Genomic DNA, 24,101 nt, shown 5'->3' with positions numbered 1-24,101 from the left:
GAGGGAAACGCATGAAACGCACACACCGCCTGGCAGCAGCGGGGCTGCTGGCTTGCGCCGCTGCCGCAGGCCATGCCCAGGCCATGAAGCCGGGTCTTTGGGAGCACCATGTTGTCACCAAAAGCGACAGTGGAACCATCGAACGCATGGCCGCCGAGATGCGCCGCCAGTTGGAAAGCCTGCCTCCCGAGCAGCGCCGCCAGATGGAAACCATGATGGCCGCCCAAGGCATGGGCATCGATGCCAGCGGGCAGACCATCAAGGTGTGCCTCACTGCCGAGCAAGCCAAAAAACTCGATATCGCCATGCCCGACGGCAGTTGCACCCAGCAGGTGCTCCAGCGATCAGCCAGCAGCATGAAGGTGGCTTTTCAGTGCAAGGGCGATGCGCCCATGCGCGGGGAGTCTGAAGTCCGGTTCCAAGGGGATACGGGGTACACCGCCCAATCTGTGGTGCATACCACGGTCGATGGCAAGCCTGAACGCTTGCAGATGACGCAGACGGGGAAGTGGTTGGGTGCGCAATGCGGCAATATCCAGCCGGTGCGCTGAAGCGCCTGGAGCGGCTGATGGGAATCGAACCCACGTCTTGAGCTTGGGAAGCTCAGGTCCTACCATTGAACGACAGCCGCCTGTCTTTGCAGCTGCGTAGTGTAGCAGCTTCAGGCGGCTTGGATCGGGTCAGGCGCTTGAGCCTCATGCCGTCGAGCGCTCAAGGGCGGCCGAGCACGAAGTACAGCCCGGTATAGCCCCGCGGCGCGTGCACGATGCCCAAGTACAAAGGCCCAATGCCGGTATCGGCCCCGATGTAGAGGCTGGAGCCCAGGCGCCAACGGCGCTGCGCCGATCCGGGTGGCGCCAGCGCGCCGTCCGTCCAGGCGGTGCCGGCTTCCAGGCTGCCGCCCGCAAACAGGCTGCGCACCAGTCCTGGCTGGTACGGCAGCCGCTGGTAGTAGCCCAGCCGCAGCAGCGCCAGCCGGTTGCCTGCCAGTTGGCCCAGTCGGTAGCCCGAAAGGTTGTGGAACCCGCCCAGGGCATATTCATCCACGGCGCCTGCTGCCACGGCACTCGAACTGGCCAGCCGCATGTAGGCGTTCCAGGTGTGGGGGCCGTGGCTGTATACCTGCTGGGCGGTGAGGTTCCAGCGCACGAAATCGGTTTTTTGCGCCAGCACCCGGTAGTGGCCTTGCTGCAGGTCGAGCGTGTAGCGGTAGCCGCTGGTGGGGAAGTGGGCCCGGTCGAGCTGGTCCGCCACCCAGGCCAGCCGCATGGCGGCTTCTGTCCAATGGATGGGGGTCAGCGAAAAGCCTGCCGTGTCGTTCACATAATCGGGCAGCGACTGCCGGCGCGCCCCCAGCACGCCGATGCGAAGGTCGCCGGCATGGTTGGTGCGCCCGAGGTGCCAGCCCAAATCCAGGCCAATGCGGCTGGTGCGCCGGCGAAACAGCGCAAAGGGATCGCCGTCGCTGTCGAACCATTCGATCTTGCGCAGTTCGTGCTCGGCATAGAGGCTGCTGAACCACTGGCGGTCGTGGCCCAGGGGCTGGAACCATTCGGTGCCCGCGCTCACGGTGGCGCCCAGCTCCAAGCGGCTGCGCAGTTGCGCACCGAGTGTGGTGAGGTCGCGCCGGGTGTGGCTCAAGCGCAGGTTGAAGTCGCCCAGCCCCTGGAAGTCGGTTCTCAAGTCCAGCCCGATGCGAAACTGATGCAGGCCGGCCGGGTTGTCGCTGAGGGTGTAGATCAACCCTTCTTGTCCGGAGGCCGGCTCGCGTTGCAGCCGGTAGTCGATGCGGCGGGTTTCATCCAGCGCCAGCAGGCGTTTGATGTCGGATTCCACGGCGTCGGCGGCCAGGGGCGTGCCAGGCTGTACGTCCAAGCGCCGTTGCAGCCTTTGGGCCTGTTGGGGGGGGGCGCCTTCAATCTGCACGAAAGCCAGCGATTGTGGCAGACTGTCCAGCAAAGCGGCATGGCGCAGGCGCCGCTGGGCCTGCCAAGCCTGGTAGTCGTCGGCGGGCAGCGCGAAGCGCTCCAGTGAGGCCGCCACGCTTTCCCCATAGCGCAGGCCCAGGCGCACCAGTTCCTCGGCCTGGTCGAAGCTGGCCGAAGTGAGGTTGCCCAGTTGGGGCTGCAGCAGCAGATCGTCGTGGGTGAGCAGGGCAGTGGCCCGCTGCACGTTCTGTTCCGTCAGGATGTTGATCATCTGCAGCGTGATGCCAATCACGCTGTCGAGGCTGTCACGGTTGGCCAGCGGGGTGCCGATGTTGACGGCGATGATGCGGTCGGCGCCCATCTGCCGCGCCACATCCACCGGCAGGTTGTTTACCAGCCCCCCATCGCCCAGCAGCCGGCCTTCCCACTCCAGCGGGGCAAACACCCCGGGCACGGACATGCTGGCCCGCAACGCCGCGGCCAGATCGCCCTGGCGTAGCAGCACCGCTTCGCCGCTGACCATGTCGGTGGCCACGGCCCGAAACGGGATCGGCAGTTCGTCGAAGTCGGCCAGGTCGCGCGTATGCAGGGTGTAGCGGCGCAGCAGCAGCTCCAGCGAACGGCTGGAGACGGCCCCGCTGGGCAGCACGAATTGGCCATCGCGAAAGCCCAACTGCAGCACGGCGGAGAAGTTGAAGTCCTCCTCCTTCTGCCGCTGCGACAGCGTGGGCCGCGGCACCCTTGCAGAGAACAGCGCGTTCCAGTCCACCGCCAGAATTTCCCGCTCCAGTTCGGCCGGGCTCATGCCGCTGGCATACAGGCCGCCGATGATGGCGCCCATGGAGGTGCCCACCACCATGTCCACCGGCACACGGGCTTCTTCCAGGGCTTTGAGTACACCCACGTGGGCAAAGCCCCGCGCCCCACCGCCCGAGAGCACCAGCGCGGTCACAGGGCGTTCGGCGGGCGGTGAGGCCGCAGCCAGGCCGGGCAGGCAGCAGCCCACGAAAGCCCAAAGTCCAAGGAGCAAGCGGTTCAACAGCAGCGGCATGGAGGTGGGGATGGTATGGCGTTGCGGCTGAGTGTAAAGACAAAGGGCTCCGCATGACGGAGCCCTTGGCATCGTTGCAGGCGGCGGGTGCCTGGATAGGATTTACTTCAGCACGTCGCCCACGCAGACGTATTTGATTTCCACGTAATCGTCCATGCCATAGTGGCTGCCTTCGCGGCCGAGGCCAGACTGCTTCACCCCGCCGAAGGGCACGTGCTCAGTGGCCAGTATGCCCACGTTCACGCCGACCATGCCGTATTCCAGCGCTTCGCTGACACGGAAGATCCGGCCCACGTCACGGCTGTAAAAGTAGCTCGCCAGGCCGAACTCGGTGTCATTGGCCGCGGCGATGGCCTCGGCCTCGGTCTCAAACTTGAACACCGGCGCGAAGGGACCGAAGGTCTCCTCACGGGCGCAGAGCATGTCGGCATGGGCGTCGGCCACCACGGTGGGGGCAAAGAACTGGCCTTGCAAGCGGTGACCGCCGACCAGCACGCGGCCGCCCTTGGCCACGGCGTCTTGCACGTGGCGCTCCACCTTTTGCAGTGCCGTCTCTTCGATCAGCGGCCCTTGGTTGACCCCCTCCTCAAAGCCGTTGCCCACTTTGGCTGTGGCCACTTTGGCGGCGAATTTCTGCACGAACTCCTCGTACACCCCGGCTTGCACGTAAATACGGTTGGAGCACACGCAGGTCTGGCCGGCGTTGCGGTATTTGCTGGCAAAAGCCCCTTCCACGGCCGAGTCGATGTCGGCATCGTCGAACACGATGAAGGGGGCATTGCCACCCAGTTCTAGCGAGAGCTTTTTGATCGTGGGCGCGCACTGGGCCATCAGGATGCGGCCCACTTCGGTGGAGCCGGTGAAGCTCAAATGCCGCACCACGGGGCTGGCGCACAACACCTTGCCCACGGCCACGGAGTTGGCGCTGTCGGCGGTGATGACGTTGAGCACGCCGGCCGGAATGCCGGCACGCAAGGCCAGCTCAGCAGCGGCCAAGGCCGTCAGGGGCGTCTGCTCGGCGGGCTTGATGACCACGGGGCAACCGGCGGCCAGGGCAGGGGCCACCTTGCGGGTGATCATGGCCAGCGGGAAGTTCCACGGCGTGATGGCGGCGCACACGCCGATGGGCTGCTTGAGCACCAGCAGCCGGCGGTTGTTGTCGAACTGCGGCAGCGTCTCGCCATTGACGCGCTTGGCCTCCTCGGCAAACCACTCCACGAAGCTGGCGCCATAGGCCACTTCGCCCTTGGCTTCAGGCAGGGGCTTGCCTTGCTCGGCCGTCATCAGGCGGCCCAGGTCGTCCTGATTGGCCATCAGCAACTCGTACCACTTGCGCAGGATGTTGCTGCGCTCCTTGGCGGTCTTGGCTTTCCAGGCGCCCCAGGCGGCGTCGGCGGCCGCAATGGCGGCTTCGGCATCCGCTGGGCCCAGGTTGGCCACGTCGGCCAAGTGCTGGCCGGTGGCGGGGTCGTGCACGGCAAAGCGGCTGCCGCCAGCGGCCCACTGGCCGTTGATCAAGGCATCGGTTTTGAGCAGTGTTGGGTCTTTGAGCAGGGCCAGGGGGGAAGCCTTCATGTCCATGGTCGGTTGTCTCGTTGGTTGTTGAATGGGTGAAACTGACTGTAATGGCGGGCAGCCTCAGCGGGCCATGTACAGATAAGGCTGCAACAGAAAGGACTGTGCAGCCTCCCGAACCGGTACAGACGATGATACGGCTTGCCGAGTGGAATCGCCAGAGAGGGGGTCAACCGCGGGGCCGCGCAGCTTCCAACCACACCGCCGCGTCCTTGCCCAAAGCAGGCGGGGGGCGTTGGGCGGTGGGGCGTTGGCCGTCGAACAGCACGGGGTGGGCCACCATGGGTGGGTGGCCGTGGTGGGCGGGCAGCGTCATGCCACGCGCGGCCACGTGGGGGTGTTCCATCACTTGCGCCACCTCCAGGATGGGGGCGCAGGGCACGCCAGCCTGGTCGAGCAGGCGCACCCAGTCGGCGGTGTCGCGCGCCAGCGTCCAGCCGGTGATCAGGGGCACCAGCGTCTGGCGGTGCTCCACGCGGGCGGGGTTGGTGGCAAAGCGCGCGTCGCGGGCCACGGCGGGGTGGCCGGCCACCTCGCAGAAGCGGGTGAACTGCCCATCGTTGCCCACGGCCAGCACCATGTGCCCGTCGCGGGTGGGGAACACCTGGTAGGGCACGATGTTGGGGTGAGCGTTGCCCATGCGGGTGGGGCGCGTCTGGCCGATCAATTGGTTGCTGGCCTGGTTGGCCAGCATGGCCACCTGCACGTCGAACAGCGCCGCGTCGATCACCCGGCCCTTGCCGGTGCGCTGGCGCTCGTGCAGCGCGGCCAGGATGGCCGTGGCCGCGTACACCCCGGTCATCAGGTCGGTCACGGCCACGCCCACCTTCTGCGGCTCCTCGCCGGGGTTGCCGGTGATGCTCATCAACCCGCCTTCGGCCTGGATGGCGAAGTCGTACCCCGCCTTGTGCGCCAGCGGCCCGGTCTGCCCGTAGCCGGTGATGGAGCAGTAGATCAGAGCCGGGTTGAGGGCCTGCAGGCTGGGGGCGTCCAGCCCATACTTGGCCAGTTGGCCGACCTTGTAGTTCTCGATCAGCACATCGGCCTCGCGGGCCAGTTCGCGCACCTGCTGGATGCCTTCGGGGCTGGCGATGTCGATGGCCACCGAGCGCTTGCCCCGGTTGGCGCAGAGGAAGTAGGCGGCCACGCGGTTGTCGCCTTCGCCCCACCACGGTGGGCCCCAGGCGCGGGTGTCGTCGCCGCTGCCGGGGCGCTCCACCTTCAGCACGTCGGCGCCGTAGTCGGCCAGGATCTGCCCGGCCCAGGGGCCGGCCAGCACGCGCGACAGGTCCAGCACCTTCACGCCTTCCAGCGGGCGCGGGGGTGGGGCAGGGGGGCGAAAGTCGGGCAAGGCCATGGATGGGCAGCAAATCAGTTCGAGAACGCGGCAATGCCGGTGATGGCGCGGCCCAGGATGAGGGCGTGGATGTCGTGCGTGCCTTCGTAGGTGTTGACCACCTCCAGGTTCACCAGGTGGCGGGCCACGCCGAATTCGTCGCTGATGCCGTTGCCGCCCATCATGTCGCGGGCCATGCGGGCAATGTCCAGCGCCTTGCCGCAGCTGTTGCGCTTGAGGATGGAGGTGATTTCCACCGCGGCCTTGCCCTCATCCTTCAGCCGCCCCAGGCGCAGGCAGCCTTGCAGGCCCAGGCTGATTTCGGTCAGCATGTCGGCCAGCTTTTTCTGGATGAGCTGGTTGGCGGCCAACGGGCGGCCAAACTGCTGGCGGTCCAGCACATACTGGCGGGCGCGGAGGTAGCAGTCCTCCGCCGCGCCCAGTGCTCCCCACGCGATGCCGTAGCGCGCGCTGTTGAGGCAGGTGAAGGGGCCTTTGAGGCCGCGAATCTCGGGGAAGGCGTTTTCTTCGGGGCAGAACACCTCGTCCATCACGATTTCGCCGGTGATGGACGCCCGCAGGCCCACCTTGCCGTGCACGGCCGGGGCGCTCAGGCCCTTCCAACCCTTTTCCAGAATGAAGCCGCGAATCTGCCCCTCATCGTCCTTGGCCCAGACGACGAACACATCTGCGATGGGCGAGTTGGTGATCCACATCTTGGCGCCGCTCAAGGCATAGCCGCCCGGCACCTTCCTGGCCCGGGTGATCATGCTGCCGGGGTCAGAGCCGTGGTTGGGCTCCGTCAGGCCAAAGCAGCCCACCCATTCGCCCGTGGCCAGCTTGGGCAGGTATTTCTGCTTTTGCGCCTCGGTGCCGAATTCGTAGATCGGCACCATCACCAGCGAGCTTTGCACGCTCATCATGCTGCGGTAGCCGCTGTCCACCCGCTCCACCTCGCGCGCCACCAGGCCATAGCAGACATAGTTCAGGCCCGCGCCGCCGTACTGTTCGGGGATGGTCGGGCCCAGCAGGCCCAGTTCACCCATCTCGTTGAAGATGGCCCGGTCGGTCTTCTCGTGGCGGAAGGCTTCCTGCACGCGGGGCAGCAGGCGCTCCTGGCAGTAGGCGTGGGCGGCGTCGCGCACCTGGCGCTCGTCGTCGGTGAGTTGATCGTCCAGCAGGAAAGGGTCGGACCAGGAAAAGCGTGCTTTTGATGCCATGGGTGTGCCTTGCATATGAAAAATTGACGGACACAGCCATGCTAAGGCCCGGCCAGCTGATTGGCAAACGAAAAATTTTCCTTCAGATATGAGTTTTTTTGATGAATGCCGTGCTAGTCTGTGGGCGTTGACTCTCGCCACCGATGAGGCAAGCCATGAGGCGCAAGCTTCCCTCCACCCAAGCCCTGAACTGCTTCGAAGCTGCCGCCCGCCACCAGAGCTTCACCCGCGCCGCGCAAGAGCTGAACCTGACGCAGGGCGCCGTCTCGCGCCAGGTGGCGGCGCTGGAGGCATTTCTGGGCGTGCCGCTGTTCAAGCGCACCCAGCACGGCATGGCGCTCACCCCCGCCGGGGCCGACTATGCCCGCCAGGTGCGCCAACGGCTCGATGCCCTGGAGCGCGACGCCGTGGACTTGATGGGCCGCCGCGGCCAGGGCGATAGCCTCACGCTGGCCACCGTGCCCACCTTTGCCACCCGTTGGCTCATCCCCCGCCTGCCCCGGCTGGCCGCGCAACACCCCGACTTGCTGGTGCATCTGGAAACCCGCACCCGCCCCTTTCTGTTCACCGACACCGGTATCGACGCCGCCCTGTGGGCCGGCACCCCGCAGCAGTTGCAGCAATGGGCCGGCACCCAGGCCACCCACCTGATGGACGAAGACGTGCTGCCGGTGTGCAGCCCGCGCCTGCTGCCCCGGGGCCAGCCCGTCGAGCCGGCCGCGCTGGCCGAATGGCCGCTGCTGCAACAGTCCACCCGGCCCGAGGCCTGGCGCCAGTGGTTCGACGCCCAAGGCGTGGACGCCCCCCGCGCCATGGCTGGCCCCCGGTACGAACTCTTTTCCATGCAAGCCGCCGCCGCCATGGCCGGCCTGGGCGTGGCGCTGATGCCCACCCTGCTGGTGCAGGCGGAGCTGGCCAGTGGCGTGTTGGTGGTGGCGTGCCCGCAGCCCTTGAAAGCGCAGCGGGCGTACTACCTGGTGCAGCCGCAGGTGGCCGAGCGGCCGGCGCTGGCGGTGTTCAGGGTATGGGTGGTGGGGGAGTGTGGGGGGCTCAATGCCATAATACGACTTCACGGTTGTCCTGTCAGGTCGTACAGTTGATTAGCTGTGGCGAATGATTGCATGAGTGGAGGCGAGTTGGTGAGTCAACTTCGAAACGAATACACAGATGGCGATAGCTGCGCTATCGGAGATCCAAGTCGGGAGTGGGTATGAATATTTTTGTAACGGGCGGTGCCGGTTACATCGGATCCCACACCTGCGTCCAACTGCTTCATGCCGGCCACGAAGTTGTTGTTTTCGACAACTTCAGCAACAGCCACCCCGAAGTGCTCAATCGGGTCGAACAGATCACTGGGCGCAAGCCCATGCTGGTGCAGGGCGATATTCGCGACCAGGCGGCCATCGAGTCGGCCTTGCGGCAACACCAGTGTCAGGCCGTCATTCATTTCGCCGGGTTGAAGGCGGTTGGCGAGTCTGTTGAAAAACCGCTTCTCTACTACGACAACAATGTCGTCGGCACCCACCGCCTTCTTGCAGCCATGCACAACTGCGGTGTCTCTACCCTGGTCTTCAGCTCTTCCGCCACCGTCTATGGCGAGCCTCAACGCTTGCCACTAACAGAAGACCACCCGCTATCGGCCACCAACCCCTATGGGCGCAGCAAGCTGGTGATCGAAGATATGCTGCGGGATGTGTATCGCGCCCATCCCGATTGGCGCATGGCCATTCTGCGCTACTTCAACCCGGTGGGCGCGCACGAGAGCGGGCTGATCGGCGAAGACCCACAAGGCACGCCCAACAACCTCATGCCCTATGTGGCCCAAGTGGCCGTGGGTCGGCGGGAATTTCTCAACGTCTGGGGCAACGACTACCCCACGCCGGATGGCACTGGCGTGCGCGACTACATCCATGTGGTCGATCTGGCGGCGGGTCACCTCAAAGCGCTTGAAGCGCTTGATCGACCACAGTGCATAGCCGTGAACCTGGGCACTGGCGTGGGCTACAGCGTGCTCGATGTCGTCAAAGCTTTCGAAGCCGCCAGCGGCAAGCCTGTCCCTTATCGCATCGGCCCGCGCAGACCGGGCGATGTGGCGGCTTGTTATGCCGACCCGCGCCTGGCGATTCAGCTATTGGGCTGGAAAGCCGAGCGTGACTTGGCCGCCATGTGTCAAGACCACTGGCGCTGGCAGGATCGCAACCCACGAGGTTATTCATGAACCCCCACGCAGCACAGTCTTTGCGGCCGACAGCCTTGCTGAGGTCCTTTCACACCAACCGGAGCCTGATCTTCAATCTCATCAAGCGAGAAGTGGTTGGCCGCTACAGAGGTTCGGTCATGGGCTTGCTGTGGTCCTTCTTCAACCCGGTCTTCTTGCTGGTCGTGTACACCTTTGTGTTCAGCGTCGTCTTCCGGGCACGCTGGCTTGGCGGCTCGGATTCCAAGGTGGAGTTCGCTCTGGTGCTGTTCACCGGACTGCTGGTCTACAACCTGTTTTCGGAAGTGCTCAACCGGGCCCCCAGCCTGATCCTGAACAACGCCAATTATGTCAAGAAAGTGATCTTCCCGCTGGAGGTCTTACCCATCGTGGCTTTTGGGGCAGCGGCCTTTCACATGCTGGTGAGCCTGCTGGTATGGCTGCTTTTTTACGCAATATTCTTTGGTCTGCCCACCTGGACGGTGATTCAACTGCCCGTCGTGCTGGTGCCATTGATCCTCATGACGTTGGGCCTGGCCTGGATTCTGGCCTCCCTGGGGGTTTACCTGCGCGACGTTGGCCAGATCATCGGAGTGATCACGATGGCACTGATGTTTATGTCACCCATATTTTATCCGGTGGCAGCGCTGCCGGATCAATACCACGCCTTCATGTACATGAATCCGCTGACCTACATTGTCGAGGAGACCCGCAACGTCATGATCTGGGGAAAGTTGATTGACTGGAACGCCTGGGCCCGCTGGACAGCGGGAGCCGCCGTCGTCGCCTGGCTTGGTTTTGCCTGGTTCCAGAAAACGCGCAAGGGGTTTGCCGATGTCCTCTGAAGTTGCGCTTACGGTCAAGGGGCTGGCAAAAAGATACTATATCTACGACAAACCTCACCGAAGACTGCTGCAAATGCTGCTGGCTCGCACAGGTAGAAGGTTCTACAGAGAATTTGTTGCCCTGCAGGATATTTCCTTCACCGTACCCAAGGGCAAGGTCGTTGGCATTCTGGGAAAAAATGGGGCCGGCAAGTCCACTCTGCTCCAGATCATTTGTGGGACGCTGACGCCTAGCGATGGCACAGTAGAAGTGCGCGGCAGAGTAGCAGCACTTCTAGAACTGGGGTCCGGATTCAACCCGGAGTTCACCGGTATTGAAAACATTTACCTGAATGGCCAGATCCTCGGGCTCAGCCGAGAAGAAGTTGATGCAAAACTTGCCGATATTCTTGCCTTTGCAGACATTGGAGATTTTGTTTACCAGCCAGTAAAAACCTACTCCAGCGGCATGTTTGCTCGCTTGGCCTTTTCCGTAGCAGTCAACGTAGAACCCGATCTGTTGATTGTGGATGAAGCGTTGAGCGTGGGTGATGCCTGGTTTCAGCACAAAAGCATGGCACGCATGCGGCAGCTCATGGAAAGCGGTTGCTCTGTTTTGTTCGTCAGCCACTCGATAGACGCTGTGCGCGCGCTCTGCGATGAGGCCATCTGGCTGGAGCAAGGTCGGGTGAAGATGCAGGGCAACGTCACGGACGTGACGAACGCTTATATGAATGATGTGTTCATTGAGCACAACCGAATTGTTTTGCAGTCGATGAAACAGGTAGTGGCTGCTGAAGAATCGACCAGCCTGCCGACTACGACCCAACAAGATGTGCCTGAGCTCGATCACAGGAGTGAAAAAGCAGAGCAACCTATATCGGCAGACCTTGTTGACGGGACTGTTGTCTCCGTCCGTTCAAAGTTGCTGAAAAACCAACAAGGGCAGGTAACAGATCACCTCCATCAAGGCGAAAGATTTTCACTGGAGTTCGAGATCGAAATTCACAGGCAGATAAATAACCTGAGTCTCGGATTCCTCATCAAAGATCAATTTGGACAAGAACTCACTGGCGAGAGTTTTTTTAACACATACAGAAAGAGTCTGAATTTCGAAGCAGGACAAACCGTGCGTTTTGTTTTCAGCTCAACAATGCTCTTGCGTGGCGGTCAGTCCTATTCAGTCGCGCTCCGCATCAATCAGGTGAGCCAGTGGGATCGCAGTGACAACGTGATTATCTTTGCGGACGAATTGGCCATGGTGTTCGATGTGTTAGCTGATACAGATAATCCGATGTGGTTTATGTTCAAAATGCCTTTTGAGGTTGCATGTAAATGAGAAAGATTGATGTCAGTGTGGTGCTCAACATGCACCGTGAAGCACTCTATTTGCGTCCAACTTTGCTTTCACTGGACGCTTGCGCCAATGAGGCAAAAAATGCCGGAATCAATGTCGAATTGATTGCTGTCTTCGACAGACCAGATCAAGACACCCTGGAAGTCTTTCATCGAACCCCGCTAAAAGCTTTTGAACAAATAAAAACCACTACCATCGATGTAGGATCTTTGGGGCTTGCACGTAATGCAGGAATTGATCTTGCTGAAGGCGAATTCGTCTGGACTTCCGACGGGGATGACCTAGTATCCAGAAATTCAATCGTTGAACTCGTCAAGACCGCCCGAAATCACCCACACTCAAAGATCGCTGTGTTTATCGACTTCTTGGTTGCCTTTGGTGAATCATACCATGTCGCGCGTTATGTGAGCGATCAGTGGTTGACCGCTGCTGACTTTGCTTATCATCACCCTTATGTTTCCAGAATTTTTATCAAGCGAGATGTGTTTCAACATCTGTCCTATCGCGACCTAAAAGTTACCACAGGCTTTGCCTATGAGGATTGGGATTTCAATGTCCGCCTGTTTGCTTCTGGGTTCGAATTCCTGGTTGCACAAAATACCATTATATTTTATCGACAACGAAGCAACAGTCTGTTAAAGCAGGCTAATGCGGTATCGGCAAGAATGGTTCCCCACTCTGCCCTGTTTGAACCGAAAACCTTTGTTGCAGCCATGGCTGATGCGCGCAAGAGAAACCCTGATTGGCAAAAGTTTATGCGTGAAAGGCAGGCGATTTACGAAAGGAAATTTGTGCATGAGATGTTGGCATCGGAGACTTTGGTTGGCTACGTCACTGAAGCAGCTCAATTAGATCCCGAAGTCGAGCCCATCCGAATTGAAGCCGCAAGCAATTATTGTCCTGTGCCTTGGGACTCTCAACACTGGGGATTCCAGCTGGAGAGGTTCTACCAGTTAGTTGGCGATCAGCCTTTTTCCGATGTTTTGCTGTTACCCTGGCTTAAACCGGGTGGCGCAGAGAAATACATCCTGCAAGTCCTGGGTGAGTTATGGAAGTTTGGCGCTTGCCGGCGACTATTGGTATTGAGTGGTCAGGCGGCGAGCAGGCATGAATGGGCGAGCTTGCTACCCAAAGGCTCCGTTTTTGTTGATGTATTTAATGCATTTCCCATGCTTGACGATGCCGGAAGGGACGCCATGATCGCAAGAGCGCTTTTGGCTGTTGCAGCCGAAGGCGCGCGCTTGCACATCAAGGCCAGCCCTTTTTCCCATCGTTTAATGGATAGCTTTGGCTCTGTCTTGTCTTCAACATACAAGGTCGTCTATTACCGCTTTTGTGATGATTCGTATGCCTGGCGCAATGAGCGCGTCAATAGCCCTTGGGCTGTCGCCTTTCTGCGTCGCCAGTTGAACAATATTCACCTTTTGATCAGTGACTGCGGCAGCATCGTCGCGGCCGATTGGGCTCGATTGGGTGCGCACAAAGAAAAATATCAAACCATTTACGCTCTTTGCGCATCTCAAGAGCATCCGTCAATCAAACGCTTGCCCAACAAGCGCTTGCTTTGGGCATCAAGAGTTTCAGCTCAAAAGAGACCTGATTTGCTTGGAAAAATCGCCACAGCGCTACGTCAGGATTGCCCTGAAATTGTTATCGAAGTGTACGGGCAAATCGAAAATAACTACCACCAGCAACGTTTGTTCGATGTTCCTGGTGTGATCTATCGCGGAAGTTATGACGGGTTTCAAACGCTGCCCATAGATCGTTTCGATGCGTTCATCTACACCAGTGCTTTCGATGGTCTCCCCAATGTGATTCTCGAGGTTTTGGGGGCTGGTTTACCCGTGATCGCCCCAGATGTCGGGGGCATTGGCGAGGCTGTCATCGAGGGTGAGACCGGTTTTCTGGTGCCTGATCTGGTTGATGAAAACGCACTGGTCGAAGCGTATGTCGATGCGGTACGACGTCTCTATGGCGACTGGGATCGCACGGTGGAAATAGTCGAGCGTGGGCGACAATTGATCGCGGATCGGCATGGCGAAGCCAAGTTTCGGCAACGCGTTAGCGATGTATTTGAACTGGCTTTGCATGTTGAGGGAGGTCAATCTATGAGTAGCCTTTATTTTTATGCTGATGACGCCAGTCAGAAAATTCTTGCTGGAGATGCCCAAAAGATCATTTCCATAGGGGGTGATTTCGGCTATGGCAACTTCGGCGATGTTCTTCAACACATCAATGCGTTAAGAGCAATCAAAAAGACAGGTAGATTTGCGACCGTTTCTGTCATGGCCGCAAATGCCATCAACAGCCAAGCTTTCCCCTCGTTTGTGCCTGAAGCTTACAAAACTGACGCGGTTATTTTCGTCTCGAGCTACCCCTTAATTCTTGTCGACACTGATCCACAACTGACACGGGTTGCCGAAATTCGCAATGTCGCAGGACTTGGTCTTTACGGCGGTGGTTTTCTGAATTCAATGTGGGGAGACTTTGTTTTATCTGTAGTTGAACATTTTCTTAGACTCGATCAAAAGATTAATTATTGGGTTTCTGGTCAGCAAATCACCTCGCCTTTTGAGGCCCGTGTTTTAGAGCATATCAAGGCATTTCACCCCAAGCTGTTTGGGGTTCGTGACGAGGTGAGCCTACGGTTGCTTGCAGAGCGCGGTTATGACGCAGATTTTTCATTTGATGATGCGACCGAGGCGCTTGAAGGTTTGAGTGATCGACTGTCGATTCGGCAAGGTCAGGGGCTGGCGCTCCATCTCAATTCATCTGATTACACTGCCAACACCTCTTTGGCGGATGGCTTAGGCCGAGAGTTGGCGAGCGTAGCTTCTCAAGATGCCGCTAGGCACGAAGTCACTGTTTTTCAGGCGTTCAGAGATTCCCGCCAAGATGTGTTTGATTCCAGCGAAACCATCAAGCGGTTGGATTATCTTTTTCCGTTCCACGAGTATCGCACAATCGATTTGGTTGGCCTCTTGTTCGATCAATCATCTAGTAATAAGCAAATTAAATTAGATTTGGCGCTTGGCTATTCGTGCTCCTATCACGTGACACTTTGGTTGCAATTGGCGGGCATCCCTTGTTGGTTACGCAGTTCGAATTCGTTTTACGATCAAAAATCACGTGCGCTACAGGTGTCGCAGGGGCTGGATGAGTTTCTTCGAAATCCGAAACTGGCTGATCACACCTCAAATTTGGAGCGGCGTGCGACTTGGAATGATAAGTTGCAGCGACATCTCTCGAGTATTGATCCTATCGAGAACTGTCTGCGTTTTGAAAGTGTCGAGAGTGGGCCTGCGCCTTGGTCCTTTTTTTACAAGGGGCATCCAACGCTTCAGGATAAGTTGAGCTCAGCGGAGAAGGACAATCTATGGCTTAAATCCCGTGCTGAGGTGGCCGAGCGCGATCTGGGTGCGACAAGAAGTGAGAACGCGGAATTGCATGGGCGGGTGGAGACGTTGTCAACGCAGATTTCGGTCATTTTGGCCTCTCGATCTTGGCGCCTGACACGAGGACTTCGTGCCCTGGGCCGTCTGTTTCGCGGCGAGTTTGGCGCTGTTTTCGCAGCGCTGCGCCAGCGCTTCACGCGACACCGCTCATGAAGAAGCCGTCCAGGACGTCTTTGCTGTCACTTGCTAAGGCGATTTATCACCGACTGCCCTTGTCGCAAGAGACCAAATGGCGCTTGCGTGCTCGACTGCAGCCAGTCCTGTCAGACCTGACTTCGGGCAAATCAGCGGACATCTCCCTCAAATCCCTCGGTGCTGTGCTGCGTCCCGGCAAACGCGGCGACAACGCCGCTCGAGACCATGACCTTGAACTCGCACTGGCAGCCATCCTGCAGGACATGGCAGCTCATGCAGAGCGGCATGGTGCACCCCGCCTCTGGATAGCCTTGCCCTTTCTGACGACCGGGGGGGCTGAATGGGCCGCACTACACCTGTGCCGAGCCGCGTTGGAGCTTCGTCCCGATCAATCCGTGGTTCTTCTGGTCACGGACAAAGATCTGGTCAGCGACCGTATGCCGTTGCCGCCTGGGGTGTTGCTGGTGGTCCTGGACAGGTACCTGTCCGTACCATCTGGCTACGAACGCAAGCAGACTTTGCTACACAACTTGCTGAGGGCCGGTCAACCGCACACCTTCCACAACATCAACAGCGAAGTGGCCTGGCATCTGATCTTGGCCCACGGGTCGCAACTGGAACGATACACCCGTCTGTTCGCCAGCATCTTTGCTTTTCAGTTCGCTCCTGACCATCGCACAAAGATCGGCTATGCCGCCTACTTTCTCAAGAAAGGTATGCCCCACCTGGCAGGGCTTCTGTCAGACAACCAGCGTTTTCTGAAGGATGCAGCGCGGGAATACGCCTTGTCGGCCTCCGAGACGGCACGCATGGCTGTTCTCTATCAGCCGTGCCGTGTGTTGCTCGACGGTTCGCCGGAATCCCCTGTGGGCGCTCTGCAAAGGCGCCAGTCCCAAACGATTCCTGTTGATAGCTCGCAACCGAGGCGACGGCCTCAGGTTCTGTGGGCCGGTCGTCTGGACGCCGAAAAGCGTGTCGACCTGTTCCTGGAGCTCGTGCGTCGCTGCCAGTTTGCCGACTTCCGGGTGTTTGGGCAGGTGGTGCTGAATGATCAGGCGGCCTTGCCTGAAATGCCCAACCTGAGCTACGAAGGCCCTTTCACGTCGCCGCTCGAGTGGCTGGAACGCTACGAGTTTGACGCCTTCGTGTTCACTTCCCGCTGGGAAGGAATGCCCAATATCCTGCTGGAAGTGGGGGCACTGGGGATTCCGGTGATTGCGCCCACGGTGGGCGGTGTCATTGAGCTCATCGACGAGACCACCGGTTATCCGCTGCCCGAGCAACCCAGTGTGGCCGACTATGAGCAGGCCTTGCAGCAAGTCGCCTCCGATCCGGCCCAATCACTCCTACGCGCGAGCAAGCTGCAAAAGCTGATCCAAGAGCGCCACGGATGGTCTGGCTTTGTGAAGGGGGTGGCTGAGCTGCCCAATTACCTGCCACCCGCCGGTAGACCAGACCCTGCGGCAGGTACGTACAACGAGGGTGCATCGCCCCTGGTGACGGTCATCATCCCCTGCTTCAATCAGGGACACTACCTGGAGCAAAGCGTGATGTCGGCGCTGTCGGCAGGGACCTGCCCGATGGAAATCCTGGTGGTGGATGACGGCAGCACCGATCCGAGCATCGCTGACCAGCTGGCCCGCGCGGAAATGCTGGCTCCGGGCGTCGTCCGTGTCCATCGGCAGGTTAATCAGGGGCTTTCCGGAGCGCGCAACACCGGCATTGCATTGGCACGAGGCAAGTACGTGCAGTTTCTGGACGCAGACGACCTCATCGCGCCTGGCAAGCTGGATGCCCAGGTTGCTCAGCTCGAGATCAATCCGGAGCTGGACGTCTCCGTCTGCAACTACCTGTTGTGTGATGAAGCACGTGGAATGTTCACCAAGACTGAGGAGGCCATTGCGCGCTTCGAAATAAGTGAGCAGGATTTTCTTTACCGTTGGGAACGCGGTTTCGTGATCCCCATTCACGCCGGCTTGTTCCGTCGCACCGTGCTGACACCTGAGCTCCGCTTTGACACCCACGCCCGAGCCAAGGAAGACTGGTTGTTCTGGACCCACCTGTCCCTCGCGGGAGCGCGTATCGCTTACCTTGAAGGCCACTGGGCGATCTACCGGCAACACGAAACGAGCATGCGGCGCTCCTATGTCAACATGGGGCTGGCCTGGCTTCAAGCCGGACTGAAAATCAACGAAAAGGTAGCGCACCGAGAACCCCTTTTCTTCGAATCGGTCGTTTCATGGTTCGAGCAGTGCTATCGCTCAAACCCCAGCTACCGGGCCGAAATTGCGAGCCGACAGGCCGCCTCTTCCGATCCGGAAAAAGTCTCACTTGAGCCTGCGCCTGCCGAAGACCCCAGCCTTCAGGCCCGGCAGGAGGCGTGCGCTATTCTTGAAGCGTTGTCTTCTCTTAGGCCGTTGCAGGAGCGTCCGATGATTAGCGTGGTGGTGCCAGTCTACGGCCACTTCAGTTATCTGCGGACTTGCCTGGGCTCCTTGGCCGAACAGGGGCAGGTAGCCTTCGAGATCATTTGTATTGACGACGGCTCACCTGACCCGCGTGTCTCGCTGCTGATGGATGAGCTGCGCGACAAGCATCCCCGACTGATTGTTCACAAAGAACCTTGTAACGTAGGTATCAGCAGAGTCCAGAATCTGGCCGTTGAGATGGCCAGCGGCGAGTTTGTGGCCTTTCTCGACTGCGATGATGCGCTCGTTCCAGGCGCTCTGGAATTGGTTTGGACGACACTGCAGTCCAAGCCTGACGTGGACTATCTGTTCACTGACCGTATCGACGTCGATGAAACGGGTCAAACCCTCCGTGTCGCCCGCTACGGGGGATACGAGCGGCTGAAGTTCAAGTCACAAGACCAGATCCCCGATGACCTCCTGGATGGAATGGTCGCATCGCATTTGAAGGTCATACGTCGCAGTGTCTATCAGGCTGCGGGAGGTTGTGACGACAAGCATTCGGGCGTTCAGGACTGGGATCTCGCGCTGCGCATCGCACAGGCTCACAAGCTGTATTACCTGGCCCAACCCTTGTACCAACAACGAATCCACAGTCGCTCGGTCACCAGAAGCAACCATGTCAGCCAGCTTCGCAAGACCAACGCGGTCTTGCGCCAGCACCTGGAGCGCTGGCGCTCTTCGGCCACAAAGACAGCTTCGGTCCACACGTTCGGTCTGGCAGATTTCCCTGTGCAGCTCGATCAGCTCAAAAGCATATGGAAGCAGGGTGGTCGGTGTGTCGCCGACCTTTCCGGTGACGTTGCCCTGGAACATATCAACTACCTGCGAGAGTTCAACGCCTACTTCGATCGCGTGGTCTGGAAAGACCCCAAAGTGCCCGCTTCTTTGTTCGGATATCTGTGTGACGCCGTCCAGTTGATGACTCCAAAACAACACCTCGAACACCAGATGGATGGTACGCGACGTGAGCACTGACGTAGTCATTGTCAACTACAACGCTGGCAATCTGCTCGCCGACTGCGTGCAGTCTGTTTTAGCCGAAGGCGCTTGCCATGTGTTTGTTGTAGACAACGATTCGCACGACGACAGCCTTGCCCATTTGTCCGCCTCAATCAGCGATGCGTGCGTCACCATTATTCGAAATGGTCAGAACCTGGGGTTTGCTGCCGCTTGCAATATGGGGGCACGCGCTTCCAATGCCAGCACCCTGTTGTTCCTCAACCCAGACAGCGTGCTTGCCGAGGGTAGCTTGCGGCGCATGATGGAGGTGCTGGAAAGCGACTCTTCAATCGGTATGGTGGGTGGGCTGCTGTGTAACCCGGATGGCTCTGAGCAGCCGGGTGGGCGCCGAGTCTTTCCCACGCCCAGGCGTGCATTCATGCGGGCCTTCGGCTTGTCGCACCTGGGCAAGTGGTTTCCCTCCCTGTTCTCTGATTTTTTGCTTCACAAGGAGCCGCTACCGCTTGCACCCACCCCCGTGGAGGCCATTTCTGGTGCCTGCATGTTGGTGAAGCGCGAGGCCGTAGAGGATGTAGGGCTGTGGGACGAAGGCTATTTTCTGCACTGCGAGGACCTGGACTGGTGCATGCGGTTTCGGCTGAACAATTGGCGTGTGGTCTTCGTCCCGGATGCCAGGGTGATCCACGTGTGGGGAGCTTGTAGCCGGAGTAGACCGTTTTTTGTGGAGTGGCACAAGCACCACGGCATGCTTCGCTTCTACAACAAGTTCTTCAGAAAGCAGTACCCGGGTCCGCTTTGGTGGCTGGTTGTATTGGGTGTCTGGTTGCGCTTTGGCTTGGTGTCCACGTACTTCGCTGCGCGGTTGGCATTGGCGCAAATAAAGGGTGCGCTCAGAGGAGGCGTGCGTGCCTGATCAGAAGGTCGGCGTCCTGGGGGCAAGTAGTCTCGTTGGTGGCTATCTCCTAGCGCAGCTGGAGGAGATGGGGTGGGGTGCTGTCGCCTTCAGTCGTGAAAAACGGGTGGAGAATCAAGGTGGCGCTGTCGACTGGAGGCAGCTAGCTGCGCCTGGCACCATAGGCACCGACATTGCGAGCACCATCAGTCACTGGATTTGCGTTGCCCCCATCTGGGTGTTGCCGGATTATTTTTCCCTCATCGAGGCCAGTGGCGCGCGGCGGGTGGTGGCGCTGTCTTCCACCAGCCGTTTCACGAAAGTCGGCTCTGGCGATACGGCAGAGAACGCCATCGCGGCAAAGCTGATTGATGCGGAGGCGCGAGTGCAGGCGTGGGCTGAGGGCCGAGGTATCGAGTGGGTGGTTTTGCGGCCCACGCTGATTTATGGCCAGGGGCGGGACAAGAACATCAGCGAGATGGCGCGCTTTATCCGCCGCTTTGGTTTTTTTCCATTGCTCGGTTCCGCACAGGGCCTGCGCCAACCCATCCATGCCGAGGATGTGGCGGCGGCTTGCGTGGCCGCTTTGCAGACACCCGGGGCGGCTAACCGGGCCTATAACCTATCGGGTGGCGAAACGCTGGCTTACCGCGAGATGGTGGCGCGCGTGTTTGCGGCGCTGGGCCGCCCGGCGCGTTTGGTGACTGTGCCGCTGTGGGCCTTCCGCCTGGCGGTAGCCGTGCTGCGGCGCTTGCCGCGTTATCGGCACTGGTCGGCGGCCATGGCCGAGCGCATGAACCGGGACCTGGTGTTCGACCACGCAGAGGCAGCACGGGATTTTGGCTTCAAGCCCAGGGGTTTTGCGCTGGTAGCGGAGGATTTGCCGCGATGAGCCTGTGGGTGACCCTGTTGGTCTTGCTCGCGACGACCGCCCTGCTGGCCTGGGGCGTGGCGGCGTGGGTGCTTCGCCGTGCCGAGGCGCTGCGCCTAGTGCAAATGCCCAATCACCGCTCATCGCATGACTGCCCAACCCCGAATGGCGGCGGTCTGGGCATTGTGGTGGCTGGCAGCCTTGCCGGTATCGCCTTGGTGCTGCTCTCTGGCTGGATGGTCGGTGGGTTGTTGCTCGGGCTCGCTGCCGTGCTGGCTGCCGTGGGGTTGCGCGACGATATGGCGCACCTGCCCGCTCGGGTGCGCTTCGGCGTGCAGGTGGTGGTTTGCGCAGGGGGGCTGATTGCGCTGGGTGAATTGCCAGGATTAGCCTTGAGCGATGGGCTGGCGTTTCAGGTGACTGGCTGGGTGCTGTTTGGGCTGTTGCTGCTGGCTGGCGTGTGGTGGATCAACCTGTTCAATTTCATGGACGGTATCGACGGCATTGCCGGGATGCAGGCTATCTTCATGTTGCTGGCCGGTGCGGTGCTGGTGCTGTGGGCCGAGCCGCAGGCGGTTCACAGTCCCGTTTGGATGTGGATGCTGTGCGTGGCAGCAGCAACGGTTGGCTTTTTGCTGCTTAATTGGCCGCCCGCCAAAATCTTCATGGGCGATGTGGGCAGCACCTGGCTGGCGTTCATGGTGTTCGCGCTGGCGCTGCTTTCCGTTCAAGCCGGTTGGTTGAGTTACGCGGCCTGGCTGGTGCTGGCGGCTGTTTTTGTGACCGATGCAACCGTTACCCTACTCACCCGCATGCTGCGCGGGGAGCGTTGGTATGAAGCGCATCGCAGCCATGCCTACCAACGCTTGTCCCGGCGGTGGCAGGGTGGCCGCAAGGCGGGGCATCGCGCGGTGACCTTGCTCGTGGCTGCAATCAATGGGCTGTGGCTCGCGCCTTGGGCCTGGGCGTGTGTGCAATGGCCGGCCGGGTCGGTGGCGTTTGTGGTGGCTGCCTATTTGCCGTTGGTGTTGGCGGTTTTGTGGTTGGGGGGCGGCAGGCCCGACTCTTGGTTGCCCGACGATCAGCGCGTGAGGAGCTAATACATGCCGCTGACAAAACTGGCGCTTCCCTTGCTGGCCCTGCCACGCCCTGCCAAGCGCGCGTTCGTGCTGGCCGTGGATGCCTGCTTGATCGTCATCACCGTTTGGATCGCGTTTTACCTGCGTCTGGATGAGTGGGTGCGTTTATCAGGCGAAGGCTTATTCCAGCCCATGTGGGCGATAGCAGCCTCGTGGCTCATCGCCTTGCCGCTGTTCATCACGCATGGGTTTTACCGGGTGATCTTCCGTTACTCGGGCACGGCGGCGATGCAGATGGTGCTGCGGGCCTTTGCCCTGTATGGTCTGCTGTATGCGTCGGTGGTGACGGCCATAGGGCTGCCTGGTGTGCCGCGTAGTGTGGGCATCATCCAACCCTTGCTTCTGCTGTTGGCAGTAGGCGCCTCGCGCGCGCTGGCGCGCTATTGGTTGGGCGGCCTGTACCAGAACATTTTTCAGCGAATGAACTTGCCCAAGGCGGTGATCTACGGTGCGGGACAAGCAGGCCGGCAATTGGCACAGGCGATGGCCCACGGCCATGAGATGCGGGTCGTGGCCTTTTTGGATGACGACGATCGCCTGCATGGGCATGTACTGGATGGTTTGCCGATACACAGCCCGATGGACTTGCGGGGGCTGGTTGAGACGCAGGGCGTGCGCACTGTGTTGTTGGCCACGCCCAGTGTCTCGCGCCGCCGCCGTAACGAGATCCTGAGCCAGATTCGCAACGCACACGTAGCGGTGCGCACCTTGCCCAGCGTGACCGACCTGGCCCAGGGCAAGGTGAGCATTTCGGACTTGCACGAGCTGGATATCGACGACCTGCTCGGCCGCGAGCCGGTGGCACCCAACCACATCCTGCTGGCCAAAAACATCACCGGCAAAGTGGTGCTGGTGACCGGAGCGGGCGGCTCCATTGGCAGCGAGCTGTGCCGCCAGATTCTGGCGGTGGGCCCCGCCAAGCTGCTGCTGATTGAGCAGAGCGAATTTGCCCTGTACGCGATTCACCAGGAACTTGAAGAGAAGCTGGCTGGGCTGGACGGTGCCATGCCACCGGTGCTGGTGCCCCTGCTGGCCTCGGTGCAGGACGACGACCGAATGCGCGAGATCATGTCCACCTGGCACCCGGACACGGTGTACCACGCCGCCGCCTACAAGCACGTGCCGCTGGTGGAGCACAACCCGGCAGCGGGCATCAAGAACAACGTGTTGGGCACGCTGCGCACCGCCCAGGCCGCCGCAGAAAACGGCGTGAGCGACTTTGTGCTCATCAGCACGGACAAGGCCGTGCGCCCCACCAACGTGATGGGCGCCAGCAAACGCCTGGCCGAAATGGCGCTGCAGGCCCTTGCCGCCACCCAGGCCGGCATGTGCGTGACGGGCAGCACGAGGTTCAGCATGGTTCGCTTTGGCAACGTGTTGGGTTCATCCGGCTCGGTGGTGCCCAAATTCCGCCAGCAGATCCGCGATGGTGGACCTATCACCCTCACGCACCCGGAAGTCACGCGCTACTTCATGACCATCCCGGAAGCGGCGCAACTGGTGATCCAGGCCGGCGCCATGGCCAAGGGCGGTGATGTGTTCGTGCTCGACATGGGCCAGCCCGTGAAGATCATGGACCTGGCGCGGCGCATGGTCGAACTCTCGGGCCTGACGGTGAAAGACGAGCAGAACCCGGAAGGCGACATCGAGATTGCCATCACCGGACTGCGCCCCGGCGAAAAGCTCTACGAGGAGCTGCTGATTGGCGACAATCCCCAGCCCACGGCCCACCCCCGCATCATGAAAGCCCACGAGGATTTCATCCCCTGGGCCGAATTGGAGGGCAAACTCCGCGCACTGGAGCTGGCGCTGAATGCGAACGATGTGGGCCTGATCCGCCTGATGCTGCAGCAGCTGGTGGCCGGCTACACACCCAGCGACGACATTGTGGACTGGGTGTATTTGGCGCAAGAAGCCGAAGCACAGGCGGTGGGGGCCGGCGGTAGCCATTGACCACTGGTGGCCTGCGTTTTTCGCGGCTGGCCGCACAAGGATTTGACCGACATCCGGTAAGTGTTTATACTTTGTATAAACAAAAGGGTCAGTCATGTCTGAAGCGGTTTTGTCGATCAAGCACTGGGGGAACAGTTTGGGGGTGCGCCTGCCGCAGGCGGTCGCCAAGGCGGCGCATTTGCATGCCGACCAGCAGGTGCGCATCCGTGTGGAGCAGGGCAGGGTGGTGATTGAGCCTCTGCCCGCGGATAGATTGTCGCTGGAGGCGCGTTTGCAGCGGTTTGACCCGGTGCGGCATGGCGGCGAAGCCATGCGCACTGCCCCGGTGGGGGCTGAAAAGTGGTGACGCGCCGAGCCGCGGCGCCGCCATGGGTCCCGGACAGGCAAGACATCATCTGGATAGATTGCAACCCCCAGGCCGGGCGCGAAATGCGTGATGTGCATCCCTTCCTGGTGCTGTCGCCCAAGGCATTCAATGAGCGTACGTCATTGGTGATCGGGCTGCCCATGACCACCGCCGCCTACAACGCCGACAACCCCTTTGCGGTGGTGGCGGGGCAAGCCGGTGGCCCGAAAGCCGGTAAAACCAGCTATGTGCTGTGTCACCAACCCAAGTCTTTTGATTGGCGGGTACGCCAAGCCAGCCCCCACCCCATGAAGCGGCTGCCAGCGGCCGCTTTTCAGGAGGTTTGCGGGGTGTTGAATCAGATCATTGCGCTGGCTTGAGGGGCGCATGG

At 60.4% G+C, this 24,101-nt stretch carries 17 protein-coding genes and 1 tRNA gene; 13 read left to right on the top strand and 5 right to left on the bottom strand.

Features of this window, described 5'->3' with window-relative positions:
* Nucleotides 1–11: 11 nt before the first annotated feature.
* Nucleotides 12–551: a DUF3617 domain-containing protein gene (locus tag DFR43_RS02130; protein WP_133595723.1), complete on the top strand. Its 540-nt coding sequence runs from the start codon at nucleotides 12–14 to the stop codon at nucleotides 549–551.
* A gap of 6 nt (nucleotides 552–557) precedes the next feature.
* On the opposite strand, the gene DFR43_RS02125 is transcribed toward DFR43_RS02130, so the two are convergent.
* From DFR43_RS02125 to DFR43_RS02105, 5 genes are all read right to left on the bottom strand, one after another.
* A tRNA-Gly gene (locus tag DFR43_RS02125) sits at nucleotides 558–631 on the bottom strand.
* An 80-nt stretch (nucleotides 632–711) separates the two neighbouring features.
* Nucleotides 712–2,979, bottom strand: coding sequence for a patatin-like phospholipase family protein (locus tag DFR43_RS02120; RefSeq protein ID WP_133595722.1), 2,268 nt, complete (start codon nucleotides 2,977–2,979; stop codon nucleotides 712–714).
* A gap of 102 nt (nucleotides 2,980–3,081) precedes the next feature.
* Nucleotides 3,082–4,560 (bottom strand): NAD-dependent succinate-semialdehyde dehydrogenase, encoded by a 1,479-nt coding sequence (locus DFR43_RS02115; RefSeq protein ID WP_133595721.1) that lies wholly within the window; start codon nucleotides 4,558–4,560, stop codon nucleotides 3,082–3,084.
* Between the two features lie 163 nt (nucleotides 4,561–4,723).
* A complete protein-coding gene (locus DFR43_RS02110; protein ID WP_133595720.1) occupies nucleotides 4,724–5,911 on the bottom strand; it encodes a CaiB/BaiF CoA transferase family protein in 1,188 nt (395 codons plus the stop codon).
* A gap of 14 nt (nucleotides 5,912–5,925) precedes the next feature.
* Nucleotides 5,926–7,110: an acyl-CoA dehydrogenase gene (locus DFR43_RS02105; protein WP_133595719.1), complete on the bottom strand. Its 1,185-nt coding sequence runs from the start codon at nucleotides 7,108–7,110 to the stop codon at nucleotides 5,926–5,928.
* A gap of 155 nt (nucleotides 7,111–7,265) precedes the next feature.
* On the opposite strand from DFR43_RS02105, the gene DFR43_RS02100 reads away from it, so the two are divergent.
* The 12 genes from DFR43_RS02100 to DFR43_RS02045 all read left to right on the top strand — a co-directional run bounded on the left by DFR43_RS02100 (nucleotide 7,266) and on the right by DFR43_RS02045 (nucleotide 24,090).
* Nucleotides 7,266–8,210 (top strand): LysR substrate-binding domain-containing protein, encoded by a 945-nt coding sequence (locus tag DFR43_RS02100; protein ID WP_133595718.1) that lies wholly within the window; start codon nucleotides 7,266–7,268, stop codon nucleotides 8,208–8,210.
* A gap of 110 nt (nucleotides 8,211–8,320) precedes the next feature.
* Nucleotides 8,321–9,328, top strand: coding sequence for a UDP-glucose 4-epimerase GalE (galE, locus tag DFR43_RS02095; protein WP_133595717.1), 1,008 nt, complete (start codon nucleotides 8,321–8,323; stop codon nucleotides 9,326–9,328).
* Nucleotides 9,325–10,152: an ABC transporter permease gene (locus DFR43_RS02090; protein WP_133595716.1), complete on the top strand. Its 828-nt coding sequence runs from the start codon at nucleotides 9,325–9,327 to the stop codon at nucleotides 10,150–10,152. Before galE ends, DFR43_RS02090 begins: the two co-directional genes overlap by 4 nt.
* Nucleotides 10,142–11,470: an ABC transporter ATP-binding protein gene (locus DFR43_RS02085; RefSeq protein ID WP_133595715.1), complete on the top strand. Its 1,329-nt coding sequence runs from the start codon at nucleotides 10,142–10,144 to the stop codon at nucleotides 11,468–11,470. The genes DFR43_RS02090 and DFR43_RS02085 overlap by 11 nt, the downstream gene beginning before the upstream one ends.
* Nucleotides 11,467–15,096, top strand: a complete 3,630-nt coding sequence (locus tag DFR43_RS02080; RefSeq protein ID WP_133595714.1) for a glycosyltransferase — start codon at nucleotides 11,467–11,469, stop codon at nucleotides 15,094–15,096. Before DFR43_RS02085 ends, DFR43_RS02080 begins: the two co-directional genes overlap by 4 nt.
* Nucleotides 15,093–18,524 carry a glycosyltransferase gene (locus DFR43_RS02075; RefSeq protein WP_133595713.1) on the top strand — a complete coding sequence of 1,144 codons (3,432 nt, stop codon included), beginning with the start codon at nucleotides 15,093–15,095 and terminating at the stop codon, nucleotides 18,522–18,524. The genes DFR43_RS02080 and DFR43_RS02075 overlap by 4 nt, the downstream gene beginning before the upstream one ends.
* Nucleotides 18,514–19,422 (top strand): glycosyltransferase family 2 protein, encoded by a 909-nt coding sequence (locus DFR43_RS02070; protein ID WP_211338582.1) that lies wholly within the window; start codon nucleotides 18,514–18,516, stop codon nucleotides 19,420–19,422. The genes DFR43_RS02075 and DFR43_RS02070 overlap by 11 nt, the downstream gene beginning before the upstream one ends.
* The gene (locus DFR43_RS02065; RefSeq protein WP_133595711.1) at nucleotides 19,415–20,293 is read left to right on the top strand and encodes an NAD(P)H-binding protein; all 879 of its coding nucleotides are present in this window, start codon (nucleotides 19,415–19,417) and stop codon (nucleotides 20,291–20,293) included. The genes DFR43_RS02070 and DFR43_RS02065 overlap by 8 nt, the downstream gene beginning before the upstream one ends.
* The gene (locus DFR43_RS02060) at nucleotides 20,290–21,372 is read left to right on the top strand and encodes an MraY family glycosyltransferase (protein WP_133595710.1); all 1,083 of its coding nucleotides are present in this window, start codon (nucleotides 20,290–20,292) and stop codon (nucleotides 21,370–21,372) included. Before DFR43_RS02065 ends, DFR43_RS02060 begins: the two co-directional genes overlap by 4 nt.
* Nucleotides 21,373–21,375: 3 nt before the next feature.
* Complete coding sequence (locus DFR43_RS02055) at nucleotides 21,376–23,364, top strand: polysaccharide biosynthesis protein (RefSeq protein ID WP_133595709.1); 1,989 nt, start codon at nucleotides 21,376–21,378, stop codon at nucleotides 23,362–23,364.
* A 94-nt stretch (nucleotides 23,365–23,458) separates the two neighbouring features.
* Nucleotides 23,459–23,710: an AbrB/MazE/SpoVT family DNA-binding domain-containing protein gene (locus DFR43_RS02050; protein ID WP_133595708.1), complete on the top strand. Its 252-nt coding sequence runs from the start codon at nucleotides 23,459–23,461 to the stop codon at nucleotides 23,708–23,710.
* Nucleotides 23,704–24,090, top strand: a complete 387-nt coding sequence (locus DFR43_RS02045; RefSeq protein WP_133595707.1) for a type II toxin-antitoxin system PemK/MazF family toxin — start codon at nucleotides 23,704–23,706, stop codon at nucleotides 24,088–24,090. The genes DFR43_RS02050 and DFR43_RS02045 overlap by 7 nt, the downstream gene beginning before the upstream one ends.
* Nucleotides 24,091–24,101 lie beyond the last annotated feature (11 nt).

Origin of the sequence: Tepidicella xavieri (genome assembly GCF_004363315.1) — a bacterium.
GTDB lineage: Bacteria > Pseudomonadota > Gammaproteobacteria > Burkholderiales > Burkholderiaceae_C > Tepidicella > Tepidicella xavieri.
The sequence above is the reverse complement of the archived record's forward strand: the minus strand, read 5'-3'. Positions and strand labels throughout refer to the sequence as shown.